Annotated in this window: 9 protein-coding genes; all 9 read left to right on the forward strand. The window is 51.2% G+C overall.

The genetic code is table 11. The annotated features are described in order from the left end of the window. Positions 1-19: 19 nt before the first annotated feature. The 9 genes from FYJ60_RS09180 (at position 20) to FYJ60_RS09220 (ending at position 15,044) form a co-directional block, all read left to right on the forward strand. On the forward strand, positions 20-1,897 hold the full coding sequence (locus tag FYJ60_RS09180) for a glycosyltransferase family 2 protein (RefSeq protein WP_154458384.1): 1,878 nt from the start codon (positions 20-22) through the stop codon (positions 1,895-1,897). Positions 1,898-1,950: 53 nt separating this feature from the next. Further along, entirely contained in the window at positions 1,951-3,813 is a 1,863-nt protein-coding gene (locus FYJ60_RS09185) for a hypothetical protein (protein WP_154458385.1), read from the forward strand. Further along, the gene (locus tag FYJ60_RS09190) at positions 3,782-6,493 is read left to right on the forward strand and encodes a YfhO family protein (RefSeq protein ID WP_154458386.1); all 2,712 of its coding nucleotides are present in this window, start codon (positions 3,782-3,784) and stop codon (positions 6,491-6,493) included. Before FYJ60_RS09185 ends, FYJ60_RS09190 begins: the two co-directional genes overlap by 32 nt. A gap of 80 nt (positions 6,494-6,573) precedes the next feature. Further along, a complete protein-coding gene (locus tag FYJ60_RS09195; RefSeq protein ID WP_154458387.1) occupies positions 6,574-8,241 on the forward strand; it encodes a L,D-transpeptidase family protein in 1,668 nt (555 codons plus the stop codon). A gap of 442 nt (positions 8,242-8,683) precedes the next feature. Then, complete coding sequence (locus FYJ60_RS09200) at positions 8,684-11,023, forward strand: GH25 family lysozyme (protein WP_154458388.1); 2,340 nt, start codon at positions 8,684-8,686, stop codon at positions 11,021-11,023. 222 nt (positions 11,024-11,245) lie between these two features. Further along, positions 11,246-12,055: a hypothetical protein gene (locus FYJ60_RS09205; RefSeq protein WP_154458389.1), complete on the forward strand. Its 810-nt coding sequence runs from the start codon at positions 11,246-11,248 to the stop codon at positions 12,053-12,055. Continuing rightward, positions 12,052-12,330 carry a hypothetical protein gene (locus FYJ60_RS09210; RefSeq protein WP_154458390.1) on the forward strand — a complete coding sequence of 93 codons (279 nt, stop codon included), beginning with the start codon at positions 12,052-12,054 and terminating at the stop codon, positions 12,328-12,330. Before FYJ60_RS09205 ends, FYJ60_RS09210 begins: the two co-directional genes overlap by 4 nt. Before the next feature lie 120 nt (positions 12,331-12,450). Beyond that, entirely contained in the window at positions 12,451-13,941 is a 1,491-nt protein-coding gene (locus tag FYJ60_RS09215) for a hypothetical protein (RefSeq protein ID WP_154458391.1), read from the forward strand. 134 nt (positions 13,942-14,075) lie between these two features. Then, the gene (locus FYJ60_RS09220) at positions 14,076-15,044 is read left to right on the forward strand and encodes a ComEC/Rec2 family competence protein (RefSeq protein ID WP_154458392.1); all 969 of its coding nucleotides are present in this window, start codon (positions 14,076-14,078) and stop codon (positions 15,042-15,044) included. Positions 15,045-15,111 lie beyond the last annotated feature (67 nt).

Genomic DNA, 15,111 nt, shown 5'->3' on the forward strand with positions numbered 1-15,111 from the left:
ACAGAATGGGTGAAAACAAATGAATCTGGCAGGAAAAACACTGAAATATTTTCGCGAAAATGGAGCCAGGGATACTGTGCGCAAGGCACAGAACTGGTATCGTGTGCATTTTACCGAGGTGAATGACTATCAGGCATTCCTGCGCAGAAACCGGATCTCCCAGGCAGAGCTCAGAGACCAGAAAAAGGCGGTTTTTCGCAGAAACCTGAAGTTCAGCATCGTCGTCCCTCTTTACCGGACGCCGGAAAAATATCTGAGGGAGATGATCCGCTCCGTTCAGGAGCAGACCTATGGAAATTGGGAGCTCTGCCTAGCGGATGGAAGCGGGATTCAGACGCAGGACGGCGGCGGGGGAAAAACGCAGCTGACAGACATTCTGAAGGAATACTCCGCGAGAGACAGCAGAATCCGGTTCCGCACCCTTCCGGAAAATCTGGGAATCGCCGGAAACTCCAACGCCGCGCTTGACATGGCGCAGGGAGATTATATTGTTCTGGCAGATCACGACGATACGCTCTCACCGGACGCCCTGTATGAGTGCGCGTCCGTGCTGGAGAACTATCCGGAAACAGAGCTGCTGTATTCCGATGAGGATAAAATCAGTTTCAGCGGGAAAAAGTATTTTGAGCCGAATTTCAAGCCGGATTTTAATCCGGATTATCTGTACGGAACCAACTATATCTGCCATCTTTTTGTATTCCGGAAAGATTTTTATGAGAGATTCGGAGGCTTCCGCCCGCAGTTTGACGGCGCACAGGATTATGACCTGATTCTGCGGTATACAGAGAAGACGGGGAATATCCGGCATATTCCGAAGGTTTTGTACCACTGGAGGAAGAATGAAGGATCCACAGCCGCGGATCCGGAGAAAAAACTGTATGCCTATGAACACGGGGCGCAGGCGCTGCAGGAGCACTGGGACCGGACGGGGATCCCCGCCAGGGTGGAGATGGGAGAGGTCTACGGTACCTACCACACCATCTATCAGTGGCCGGAGCTGAGCGGGCAAAAGCCGCTGGTTTCGATACTGGTTCCGAACAAGGATCATGCCGAAGATCTGAAAAAATGTCTGGAGTCCGTGGAATCCCAATCTGTATACCAGAATCTGGAATGGATTATAGTAGAAAATAACAGCACAGAGCCGGAGACCTTTGCCCTGTACCGGGAACTGGAGAAGAAAAATAATGTACAGGTGCTTACCTGGGACGGGCCGTTCAATTACTCAGGAATCAATAACCTGGCGGCACGGGAGGCCGGAGGGGAATATCTTCTGCTGCTGAATAATGACATCATCCAGATACGCCCGGAATCCATTCAGGAGATGCTGGGAATCTGCATGCGGGACGATGTGGCGGCGGTCGGGGCAAAACTGTATTATCCGGACGACACCATCCAGCACGCGGGGGTAGTGATCGGGGTAAAGGGAATTGCTGATCATGCCTTTAAGTATCTGCCTTCCAAGGTGGCCGGATACGGACTCCGCGCCATTACCACACAGGATTACAACGCGGTTACGGCTGCCTGCATGATGGTAAAGAGAAGGGATTTTGAAGAGGCCGGTGGACTGAATCCGGAATTCCGGGTGGCATTCAACGATATTGATTTCTGCCTGCGTCTGCGGAAAACCGGAAAGCTGGTGGTATTTACGCCCTTTGCGGAGTTTTATCACTGCGAGTCAAAGTCCCGCGGCGCGGACGAGACCCCGGAGCACATCCTGCGCTTCCAGAAGGAGATCGACGCGTTTGTGGAGAGATACCGGGATCTTCTGGAAAAAGGAGACCCGTGGTACAATCCCAATCTGAATCTGCTGGCTGCGGATTTCAGCCTGAAAAAAGCAGATATAAAATGGGAACATCCGAAATATGACCTGTCGAAATTCGGCCTGAAAGAAAGCTGAGAGAGTTTTTCTTTTGCCGAATGTTATTTTGTTCTTGAAATGAAGTGGGGAAAATGAAAGAAAATACAACCGTTTGGAAAGTGTGGAATTCCGGTGACAGAAAAAAAAGAGTGCTGCTTGGGGCAGTACTGCTGCTCGTGCTGGCTGCGACTGCATTCCGGGTTTACCTGGCGTGGCGGGCGCCTTATGTATTTCAGACTATGGCGGATCATGACGATGCGCTGCAGGTAACACAGGCGGAATCTCTGATTCAGAGCAGATGGCTGGGGACATATGGTCAGCTGACGCTTTCTAAGGGGATTTCGTTTCCCGTCTTTCTTACTGTTTTGAACCGTCTGCATATTCCTTACGGAATGGGACTGGGATTCTTTATGGTGCTGACTTCCGCGTGTGTCATGACGTCTCTGCGCCCGGTCTTCGGAAATCTCTGGCTCAGGCTTGGCGGCTATGTGGCGCTGCTCTACAATCCGCTGGGGTTTTCCTCTCATCTGGCTCTGCGTATCTATCGCTCCTCTCTGACACCCTGGGCGTGTCTTCTTGTTCTTGCAGCCTTCACAGGTATCTTCCTGCGCAGGCGGGAGCCATTGCGATATCTGATTTTCTGGTCTCTTCTGGGAGTCGTCTCGCTTCCTTTCTTCTGGTATCTGCGGGAGGATTCCGTTTGGCTTGCGCCCTATGTCCTTCTGGCATCCCTGATCACCGCGCTAATCTGGATTTTCTGTATAAAAAGAAGAGGAGTTCCACTTCTGCTCAGCATACTCAGTCTGCTTCTTCCGTTTGGAAGTCTGTACGGAGTAAGAAAAGTGCAGGAAGCGGAAAATTTGAAGTGCTATCAGATCGCAGCGGTCAATGACCGCTCCGAAACGAATTTTGCGGTGGTCATGAATCTTCTGCATCACATTGATGACGGAACAGGGCGTATGGACCGGGTACGGGAACAGGATCAGGAATGGGTATCCAGAGAGGCCATGCAGCAGGCCGTTTCCGTCAGTCCGGCCCTGCAGGAGATCCGGGAGGAAATTCAGGACTACTGGGACGCCTGGGCCGGAGACAACGGTAGAATTGAAGGGGATATTGCCTCCTGGATGCTGCGGGATGCGGTTCGATCAGGCGGATATTATACGGATGGAGCGGCGGCAGATGCCTATTATGGAACCGTCGCAGAGGAACTGGAGGAGGCTTTTCAGAACGGAAAGCTGAAGGAACGAAAGGCCGTGTATCTTTCTTCGCAGGCAAAAGGGTTCCGGACAAAGGATTTCACGGAGAGTATTCCTCTGACGTTTCAGACATTCTGGGAAGATGCTGTATGGACCTGGTGCACAGAGGAGGAAAATGTCTCTCAGGGTTCTCCGGAGCAGCTTCTTCTATGGGAGCGTGTTCTGCGAACAAACACGGTCTGGTCAGATACTGCGTTACAGAATCTAAAAGCGGATCCTAATCAGACAGAATATGGTCAGTTGAGAGAAGCGCTGAATAGTCAGATTGCGCAGAGGCAGAAAAGGGTAGCGTCCTTGGCCAATGGGATTTCGGAGGCCTGGAAAGTCCTGAGCGTGCCGTTGATGATTCTGGCGGTGCTCGGCTATCTGTGTACCATAGCCGGGATGATCAGAGACAGAAAGAGAGATCCGGAGAAACAATGGTTCTCCCTCTGGCTTGTCATGACCGGCGTGCTGCTCTCAGCCTGGCTGGACATCTATATGGTCTGCCTGTTCTCGCGCTGGCTGGTTGGCGGCTTTTCGGGAATCTTCTCGTTTTATGGCAATGTGGCGTATACGCTGATTGCGCTGCTGGAGATAATGGGCATCGGATGCCTGATACGCGCGGCAAGAGAAAAACTGGCGGACAGGAAAAAAACAGATCTCTCGGACAAAGGAGAAAAAAGGGATGAACCAATCCGATGCGAAAAAGATCAATAGAGAAGCAGGGAATTTCCGGGAACATCTGCTTTTTGGAATTTTTCTGGTTCTGGTCTGGGCCGTGTGCTTCGGGCATTTTCTTCTGGTGCATTTCCGCAGCCAGGGGATGCATTTTAATGCCTTCAGCTGGATGGCGGTGCTGATGCAGGTGCTCATTCTGCTGTTTCTCCTTTTCCTTCATGGGGGAAGGTGGAGTCGGACAGGACTCAAACAGTGGGCGCAGGAACACCCGGTCAGGATTCTGACATTTCTGATGCTTGCCTGTGCGTTTCTTATTTTCCATGAATATATCTACGGGTACCGTATCTTTGTGTTCCGGGATATCGGCGTAGATACCACAAACCAGTATGTGCCGGTTATCTTTATGATGATCAATAAGCTGAAAACAGGGGATTTATCCTTCTGGGAGTTTAATTACGGCTTAGGCATAGATGTTCTGAACAGCCAGTCCCAGGTCTGCGATCCGTTTAACCTGATTTACTATCTCCTGGGATATTTTCTGAAAGCAAGAGCTGTGCTGTATGCCATCGGGATTGTCCAGATTCTGAAATGTATGCTCTGCGGGTGGCTGACATGGCTGTTTCTGAATGAATTCCGCTTTTCCTGGCAGGCAAAAATTCTGGCTTCCTGCACCTGTGCCTTTTCCGGCTATTTGATGCTTTGGGGACAGCATTACCTGATGGGCACTGCCTGTGTGTTCCTCCTGCTGATCATCTGGCTGGTGGAACGGTCTCTGCGAAGCCGCAAAAATCTGCCCTGGTTTACACTGGCTGTGGCGGGAGTTCTTATTTTCAGCGTGTATATGGCCTATATGGTGGCTGTGGCGGCCGTTGTTTATCTTTTGGTGCGCGTGGCTATGCGGAAAAAGGACGAGGGAGAGCAGGTCGGAAGAACACTTTTACAGTTCCTGGGAGCGGCTCTGGTCGGATTTTTCCTGTCCGCGGTCATATTTCTTCCTGTGTACTATCAGCAGTCGGTAGTTTCTGCCAGGCTGGGGGAGCAGAAGTCCTTTCTGCAGGAATTGTTCCGTCCGGCTTCTGTCAGGCAGTATATTTCCATCTTGTTCCGTTTTTATTCGGATAATCTGCAGGGGGTGGCCGATCATTATTCCGGCGCGTTAAACTATTATGAGGCTCCGCAGCTGTGCTTCTCCGCCTTTTTTCTGCCCTTTCTTGTCCTGTTTTATGCAGAGGGAATCGGGTACAACAAACGCCGGAGAGCGGTCTGTATCATCACAGCCGTCATGCTGGCCTTTGTTATTCTTTCTCCTGCCGGAGCGCTGCTGTTTAACATGATGGTGAATACGGCGACACGCTATACATTTGTGCTTCTTCCGGCTGCCGCCTATGTGCTGGCTTCTGTACTGAGCCGGCTGGGACAGTTTCATAAAATCCCGCTTGCCGCGGCATGGATCGCCGTAATCGGCTCCTTTGCCGTTTTTTTCCTAAACCGGACCGATCTGAGCGCGGATCATCTGCAGGGATATCTTCCGGCTCTCTGCTGCCTGGTTGCCGCTGGAATGCTGGTGGTAACCATCCCGTCCCTCAGAATCCGCAGACCGGAAAAAAGCCGAATGTTTTTGGAACACGGCTTGTCCGTTTTGTCCGTCTGCCTGGGAATCCTGATGCTGGTTTCCGCTGTCTGGGACGGCAGTATCACCAATAACAGCCGTCTTACATGGAAACCGGAGGATTTTTTATCAAACAGGGCCTTTCTTCCCGAAAAAGATATGGTTATGACTGAGGCGGCAGAGGCGGATCAGGATATTTTTCGTGTGGAGAAGCGCTTTTCGGATTTTTCTGTATGGAACGACGCGGTTCTGCAGAATTATTCCGGAATTTCCTACTATAACACGACTTATAATAAATATGTCTGCGAATTTATCGAACAGGTGTGGCCGGAGGTGATCTGGGATCATTCTACGGTAGGGGCGGAATATGTACAGTATCTGCAGGATGCGGATAATATTCAGATGGCATCCCTGCTGGATCTCCGGTATGTCTATGAAGATACCCTCGGGGAACATCAAAGCCTGAAGAATAGCGGAACATTTCTGGATCAGGGTGAGAATAAAAACACCGGGGTAACTCTGTTTGAGAATCCGGAGGCGGACGGGTTCGGGATTGTATTTGAAAAGACGATGGAGGAAGACCACTTTCTGGAGCTTCCTTCCGAACAGCGGAAAGAGGTGCTGCAGGACACGCTGGTTGTGGACAAAGGAACGGAAAAGTACGAGGACTATCGCGCGGATGACGAAAATCAGAACGCGGTACTGATTCAGGAGAAAAATCCGCGGCAGGGGACAGAAGCCCGCAAGGAGGATTCAGTTTCCTACCGCTCCGAATCGGCAGCGTATTACAAAGACCACGCGGTGGAAGTTCGGAAAAACGGATCAGACGGAAGTCTTACCGCGGAGGTAGATTCCGATAAGGAGGCAATGCTCTTTGTTTCCATTCCTTATGACAGCGGCTGGTCCGCAGAGGTAAACGGGGAAAAAGCGGAAATACAGAACGCGGACATCGGATTTCAGGCGGTGGCCATACCGGCAGGAAAAAGCACCGTTACCTTTCATTATGAGACACCGCTGATGAAGCAGGGAGCAGTACTCTCTCTTCTGGGACTGCTGCTTTTTGCCGCGGAGGTTTTCTGCATCCGCCGGAAGGGTCAAAGAAAATGCTAAATGTTTTTATTTTCTTCCCCAAATGTGAAAAAAGTATGATATGATAGTAAAGAATTTTTGACCCGTGGAGGTAAGGAAATATGAAAAGGTGGAAACAGTTTTTGGTGACAGGCATTCTTGCCGTGTCCATGGCGGTTTCGGCGCTCCCGGTTTTTGCGGATGAAACGCCGCCGGTTACGTCAGAATCCCAGGTACAGGAGGCAACCGTTACCGACACTTCAAATGGCGAGGAGCCTTCAGGTATTCAGGGAGAGGCAGGTCAGGATGAACAGCAGGGCACAGAGCAGACAAGTACGAATTCTTCTTCCAACGCACTGGTCAGTCCGGCAGCGACTTCATCAGAAACTCCGGCTCCGACAGTGACAGAAGCTCCGAAAGAATATAATCCCACCGTCTCCTATGAGACGCATGTACAGAATATCGGCTGGCAGGGCGCACAGTCTAACGGTGCTACGGCAGGAACGACCGGACAGTCCCTTCGTCTGGAAGCTATAAAAATAAATCTGAACAATGACGGGGCGGATCTGGGCATTCAGTACCGGACCCATATTCAGAATATCGGCTGGGAATCCGGCTGGCACAATAGCGGAGAGATTTCCGGAACGACCGGACGTTCCCTTCGCCTGGAGGCTGTCCAGATGCAGCTGACAGGATCGGCGGCGTCCGATTATGATCTTTATTTCCGTGTGCACGCGCAGAACATCGGATGGATGGCATGGGCAAAGGCATCCGGCGGAAACGCGGCTACGGCCGGAACAAGCGGCGCTTCCCTTCGTCTGGAGGCTATTCAGATTGCCATTGTGAAGGCAGGATCTGCCGCACCGTCCGCGGACGGACAGGCTACATCGGCAGCCTTTTTCCCTGCGAATGATATCAGCTATCAGACCCATGTGCAGAACATCGGCTGGCAGAATCCGGTCGGCAGCAAGGCTACGGCAGGAACAACAGGGAGATCCCTTCGTCTGGAAGCTATCAGTATCAACACCAACAGTCCTTCCCTGATGGGATTCCAGTACCGGACCCATATCCAGAACATCGGCTGGGAGAGCAGCTGGCACAATACCGGAGAGGTAAGCGGGACAACCGGACAGTCTCTTCGCCTGGAGGCTATCCAGATCAAACTGACCGGCGAAATGTCCAGATTCTTTAATGTCTATTACCGCGCGCATGTTCAGAACATCGGCTGGATGGGCTGGGCGAAGAACGGGGAATCCGCCGGATCGGAGGGATATTCCTACCGGATGGAGGCTATCCAGATTGTTCTTTGTGCCAAAGGACAGACTCCGGGAGGAAACGGAACCGCAGCCTTCCAGAGCCGGAAAAACCCGCTGGCATCTATGGATGCCAAGGCACAGGGATATTCCAGCAGAAGCGGATATCTGATTCTGATTGATAAGAGTTCCCATTATCTTTCCTTGTATAGGGGCTCACAGGGCAGATGGAGCCAGGACAGAAGCTGGAGGGTTGATGTCGGCGCGCCGGGAACCTCTACCCCATCCGGAGTATTTAATCTGGGAACCAAGCTTCTTTATTTTGATTCCGGAACATGCCGCTGCTGGTACGCAAGTCAGGTGACGGGAAGCATTTATCTTCATTCTGTGCTGTACTTCCAGACAGGTTCTCCAAGCAGAATCATGGACGGAAGGCTGGGAATGAGCATTTCCCACGGATGCATCCGCATGGAGCTTTCCAATGCGAAATGGATCTGGGACAATGTTCCGGCCGGTACAACCATTGTTGTTTATTAAAAGGAAACTTTAAGTGAAAGGCGGAGAGGGGGGTCTCTCTGCATCCTCAGGCTGTCTTAGAGTGGCTGCCGCTTTACGTCGAAAAGAAACATTCTTCCGGAAGGTCCTTTTTGACACAGATAAAGCGGCAGCCCTTTTCTGCGGTTCTGCCGGAACATATGAGATGCCATAAGAAAGGTTTAAACTCCGGGGAAAACACCAGATGCATTTTAGAAAACAAAGCGTAATAAAGAAGAAATAATTCTTCATAATTTTGTAAAACAAACTTTTCAAACAGACTGTCTTATAGTAAAATACAGAGAAGTAGACATTTTTTGCATCAAAAATTCCTTGAAGCAGAAATATTCCACAGAAGATATGCTTTATAAAAGAAATATTTTGAAGGAAAAATGGAACAGCAGCATAAAGAATATCTGTTCCGGAGAGGGGAAGTAAGAATTAGATGAAAAAGAAATTACTGCGTATGATTACGGCAGGAGCTCTCAGCGCCGTTATGTGCTTGGCTGATGTTTCTGCCGTTTTTGCCGGTGATCAGGCAGATCAAACCATCACGGGCGGGACACAGGCTCAGCAGGTGCAGTCTTCGTCGTCAGAATCTCTGCAGAATGAAGACGGTGGAGGGACTTCCGATGCCGGAAGCCAGGATATTGCGCTGCCATCCGGAGCAGAAAATGTTTCTTCCACATCAGACTCATCGGAAGAGAGCACAGAAAATTCCGAACCGCAGACCAATTCAGAAGACGCCGGAACGGTGACGGAAGCTGTTCAGGCCAGCACGGATGTGGAAAATCTTGTCAGTGCCGCCGCACAGATCGCAGATTTCTCTTCGGATCAGGCCGCGCAGATCAGTCAGCAGATTGAGGCGGTACAGAGTACCATGGATTCTCTGTCCGAAGAAGAACAGGATATTCTGTCCGGCAGCAGGGAGGCGTTGGATAACGCCGCCGCAGCGGTGGAAGCTTATCAGAATCCGGAACAGGATCAGCATTCACTGGTTCCGGATGACGGACATCAGAACAGCTTCCGTTACCTGAACGGACAGCCGGTCACAGAGGCCCTGGAGGATGTTTCTCAGGAAGGAGACGCTATAGAAGCTTATGCAGACGGCGAATCCGATTCGGTTGTGCAGGGTCTGAAAGACGGATCAATTTCCGTCAGCACAGCGGAGGGGGCGTCCCTCCGGAAAAGCGGGACAGAGGACACAAGGGATGCACAGGCGATTCTCCTCGGAACCGGAGATGTACGGGAGGGAATTGATGTCAGTCAGTGGCAGGGAACGATAGACTGGGCTGCCGTAAAAAATGCCGGCGTGAAGTTTGCCATCCTCCGCTGCGGATATGGAGAGAATGATTCTTCCCAGGATGATCAAAAATGGGAGTATAACGTGGCGCAGTGTGAAAAGTACGGGATTCCGTACGGGGTGTACCTATATTCCTATGCGACGGATGCAGATGGCGCAGCAAGCGAGGCAAATCATGTGCTTCGGCTGATTCAGGGTCATACTCTTACGCTTCCGGTCTATCTGGATATGGAAGAAAACGGACAGCGGGCGAAGGGAAGTTCTACCGTAGTCTCCATAGCCACCACTTTCTGTTCGGCCATTCGGGCGGCAGGGTACAATGCGGGAATTTATTCAAGTACCAGCTGGTGGAACAGCGTTCTCTCGCCGATCGCCTATGACACGACCTTTTATCACTGGGTGGCACAGTGGAACAGCAGTGTTACTGCTTCGGCAAAGTACCAGATGTGGCAGTATGCCGATAATGGAAGGATAAGCGGAATATCAGGAAACACGGTGGATTTAAACCGCTGGTACGGGGATTTTCCGACACCGTCTGCGGGAAATCTTCCCAGAACATCGGACGGGACAGGTGTAACCTATCAGACGCACGTACAGAATATCGGCTGGGAGTCATTTAACAGATCCAATGGGGAGACCTCCGGAACCGTCGGGCAGTCCCTTCGTCTGGAGGCAATCCACATCGCTATTACGGGAAACCGTAATGTCGGAGTAACGTACCAGACTCATGTGCAGAACATCGGCTGGCAGAATCCGGTCAGCAGCTGGGAAACTGCGGGGACAACAGGAAAGAGCCTGCGGATGGAGGCAATCAAGATCAGCCTTACCGGTACGGATGCTTCCAAATATGATATCTACTACCGTGTCCATGTGCAGAACATCGGCTGGATGGGATGGGCAAAGAACGGAGAGGCAGCCGGGACACAGGGCTTCAGTTACCGTATGGAAGCACTGCAGGTTGTTCTTGTAGATAAAGGCGCGGCAGCGCCTTCCAGTGAGGGGGCTGCGGTTTCAGAGGCCTTCCGCGAAAAGACAACCAATGTTTCTTACAGCACCCACGTGCAGAATATAGGCTGGCAGGGCAACGTGACAGACGGAGATACATCAGGAACGACGGGACGTTCCCTTCGTCTGGAGGCCATTAAGATCAGCTCTCCTGTGGCGGACATCCAGTATCGCACGCATATCCAGAATATCGGCTGGCAGAACGGATGGACCAATGAAGGAAATGTCAGCGGTACGACGGGAAGATCCCTGCGGATGGAAGCTATTCAGATCCGGTTGACAGGAGCATCTGCTTCGCAATATGATATTTACTACAGAGTTCATGTGCAGAATATCGGCTGGACAGACTGGGCTTCGAATGGAGCGTCCTGCGGAAGCGCCGGATATTCCTATCGGATGGAAGCCATCCAGATCGTACTGGTAAGGAAAGGAAGCTCTGCTCCGGGCAGTACATCCAGGGTTTTCTATCAGAGGTAAGACAGCTGGTCTCCCGGACGGCAGTTCGAAATAATTTGTCCGCGGCTTTATGAAGGCACATGCTTCCGGATACCGGCAGGAAAAGAATGTTGGAGGTTTGCTGTCCGATAATGCGCATCCGCTTTCTGGATAACAGAATAGCGGTGAAAAAAGAACAGTAGTGGATTTTTCAGCATCCGGGCGGAGCCGAAAGGCGCGAAAGAATTTCACGGGGAGGTTCAGATGAGTAAAAAATGGATGATCATCCTGATTGTTCTGGCGGCAGGAATTATTGTGGCTGTCGGAGCGCTGGGAATCGGGAGAAGTAAAAAAACACAGACGACGCCTGCCCCCACGGAAGAAGCAGTATCTTCTTCATCATCGGAAAAGGTGACAGAGGCCGCTGTTTCCGCAATCTCAGCAGAAGCCATCGGAGAGAAAACAACCGGAGATAATGTCTACAAGGTCACACTAATCAATAATACACAGAAAATCATTACAGAAGTGACCGTCAAGGATCTGACAGAGAGTGAATATCCGGCTAATATGCTGAAGGACGGAGAGGTCTTTCAGCCGAACGAGAAAAGAGATCTGTATTTCGATGCCACGGAATCCGTCAAAAAGACAGAAGAGCTGAACAGCGATTCCGCCTACTCGGACGAGGAAAGGGTAGAGCCGGACTATACGCTGAAGGTTACCTTCGATGCGGGAAAATCCTATGAGCTTCATTCCTTCCCGTTCGGGGACATCAGCGAGGGGCAGCTCTGTTACGATGAGCAGGAGGATGTATGTTATCTGACATACACATCGCTGAAAAGCGGAGAGAACGTCAGCACTCTGGAGCAGGAAAAGCAGCGGAAGGCGCTTGCCGCCCAGAATGAGAGCGCAACGGTAAACGAAGGAGCGCCCGACGGCATAGATACGCAGGAGGATCCTTCTTATGAAAGCGATCCCTCCTATGAGGAACCCACCGGGGACACGCCGCAGGAAGAGACCCCTTCCTTCTCGGAGGATGAGCAGGACACCTACGGCGGGGAGAACAGCACCTATTGACGGCACAGAAGCCCAGACATGCCCCCAAACAGCCAAACACCGCAAACAGGTCAAAAACCTATGAAGGCAAGCTTCAAATGTCACCTGAAACGGCAAGCGCTGCAAATCAGTTAAGAACAAAAAACATCCCGGTAAAATCGGGATGTTTTTTGTTCGGCCAGTGCCTGCTTTTCTACGGCTTTGGGACGAATTCACAGGAAGTTTTCGGCAAATCCTCAAAATCTTGCGAAATCCCCGAAAATTCCCGGCTTTTCTATTTTTCGGGTTGTGTGTAAGCACTCAACTGGTATAATCTTAAAGGATACGTGCGCGAAGGTGGACACGGAGCTGCACGACAGGAAAAGCACAGCAAATACGGTGTTCGATATACAGGAAAGTAACGAGGGGAGAAACCTGTGAAAAAAGAGAAAATACTGCCATCCTTCATTTATCTGTACCTGTCACTGCCCATTCTGATTCTGATACTTGGCTGGATAAAGCTTTATCTGGCCGTGCCGCTGGCCGTGGCCTTGGTCTGGTGCTGCTGCCGTGCGGTTCGCGGAGAGAGTGCTTTCTGGACACCGCAGTGGAACCGCGATATGGTCCGCAGAGCAGTTTTCATTGTCCTTATCCTTGCGCTCTGGGTTTATTTCGCGGGAATCGGCGGGCTTGCATGGCAGAACCCGGATCATTACTACAGAAATGAGATCTTTCATATTCTAGTGGACAAGCCCTGGCCGGTCAGGGTTTCAGAAGAAGGTGTGATAAGGGCGCTTAACTATTACATCGGCTTCTGGATGCCGGCGGCGGCTTTCGGCAAGATCTTCGGCCTTTCCGCAGGTTTTCTCTTTCAGGCTTTCTGGGCTGTTCTCGGACTTGGTCTTGTGTACACTTGTATCTGCGATCATCTCAGACGGTTTGAGAAGTGGCCTCTGGCAGTGTTTATTTTTTTCAGCGGTCTGGACGTTGTCGGTGATATTTTGTGGAAGCGGGATGCCTCGGATATCTTCAGCACCTACCACCTGGAGTGGTGGAGTGCAGATTTCTGGGAATACTCGGCATTTACCACAGACCTGTTCTGGGTGTTCAATCAGGTCATTTATGCATGGCTGATCCTTCTTCTTCTGATGCGGCAGAAGGATAATCGCAGGATTGTCCTGATCTGGAGCTTCGGTTTGTTTACCTGCTCCCTTCCCTTTGTGGGAATGATCCCCTATCTGATCTGGCTGATGTTCCGGAATTTCCGGGATCAGCGGCGTGCCGTGTCAGGGAAAGCAGGAAGAGCGGGAAAAAAGACAGAGAAAAAGCTGTGGGGAGAGACGGCAGCAGCATGGATTCGCGGCCTGTTTACACTGGAAAATGTGCTGGGAGGGGGAATCGTAGGACTTCTCAGCTACAGTTACATCCGGACATCCTCAACCTCACAGAATTCGCTGCTTTTCCTTCCCGGAAAAATCTCCCTGATGAATTATGTCTTTTTTTGTATTCTGGAATTCGGCGTGTACGCCATTGCTGTGTACCGGTACCGGAAAAACCAGAAGCTGTACTGGATGACCATTGTTATCTTATTCCTCTGCGCCTTTATCCGTGTGGGAACCGGGCCGGATTTCAGTATGCGCGCCAGCATCCCCGCGCTGACCGTATTGTATCTGATGGTTGTGGACGCGCTGGCAGAGTCTTCGCGGAAAAAGGAATGGAAGGTATTCATTCCGTTGGTTCTGCTTCTCTGCATCGGGGCGGTTACGCCCATTCATGAGATGGCAAGAACGGTGGAGGGAAATGCCCAGTACTATGAACAGAATCAGCCTCTGACAAAAATTTTTGTACAGGAGTCCCAGGTGATGCAGAGCCATAACTTTTCTTCCAATGCGGATGAGAACTTTTTCTACAAATACCTGGCCCGGTAAATAATGTATCGATACAGCATCTGCCAAAATGAAAAAACGCATCCCGGATGCCGCAGAGGCGGTCTGTATACAGAACAGAGTAGAACTATCGGAACGAGGCGGGTAAGCCAGAAAAGGAAGCGTAAAGGAGAAAGATGGACAACAAAGGAAACAGGCAGCCGGGCGGAAACGGCTGGAAAAAACTGGCGGTGCTGGAACTGGTGCTGCTTCTGGTTCTGTGCTGCGCCGCAGGAGGTGTTTTTTATCTGCGCAGAAAAGCTGCGCGGGCACAGAAGGATTCGGCCCGGAGAGAATGGACGGTAACGCAGTATGCAGGCTCTGGAGATGGCCTGCAGTCCATGTTTTATTCCATCACTGATACGGCGGGACATCTGGTAGTCATAGACGGAGGCTGGGAGCAGGACGAGGCAGCTGTCCGTCAGCTGCTGCAGGCTTACGGCAATCATGTGGATGCGTGGATTGTCACACACGCGCACCCGGATCATGTCGGAGCCCTGAACGCTATTCTTGCCGATAATGAAACCGGAACGGATCAGAAGGTTGATATTGATACCATCTACACGGTCGAGGTAAACCGGGAGCGATACGAAGCAACCGCAAAGGATTACGATGTGGTTTCCGCCTATGAGAATTTTATCAGCCATACGGAGAAACTTTCCAATGTGGTATACTTAAAAGACAATGACACGCTGGATCTGATCGGGTTAAGCATGAAGGTATTTAATTCCTGGAATGAAAAGGTCGACGCCATGAAAAACAATCTTCTGAACAACGGCTCCCTTATGTTCCGGATTTCCGGGGAGCAGAACAGCATGCTTTTCTGCGCGGACGTACAATCCCAGATGGAGAGCGATATCCTTGCCGAGCACCGGGAAGAGCTTCCCTCCGATTATATTCAGCTGGGACATCACGGAAATTGGGGACTCACCATGGACTTTTACAGCCAGGTCAATCCGAAAGCTGTGTTTTTTGACGCGCCGTCCTCGGTGATTGACAATGAGCAGGAAAACTACGATGGGTATCAGCTGAGGGATGAGCTGACGGCACGGGGCTGCACGATATTCCGGTGGGGAAGCGCCCCAAATGCCGTTACGCTCCGGTGAAAAATGCGCCGCCGCGGGGCGCGAGACTTTCCAGTGGGATAACCGGCGAAAAATGAGAGGGACAAGA

This window comes from Bilifractor porci (genome assembly GCF_009696005.1).
GTDB classification, from domain to species: Bacteria; Bacillota; Clostridia; order Lachnospirales; family Lachnospiraceae; genus Bilifractor; species Bilifractor porci.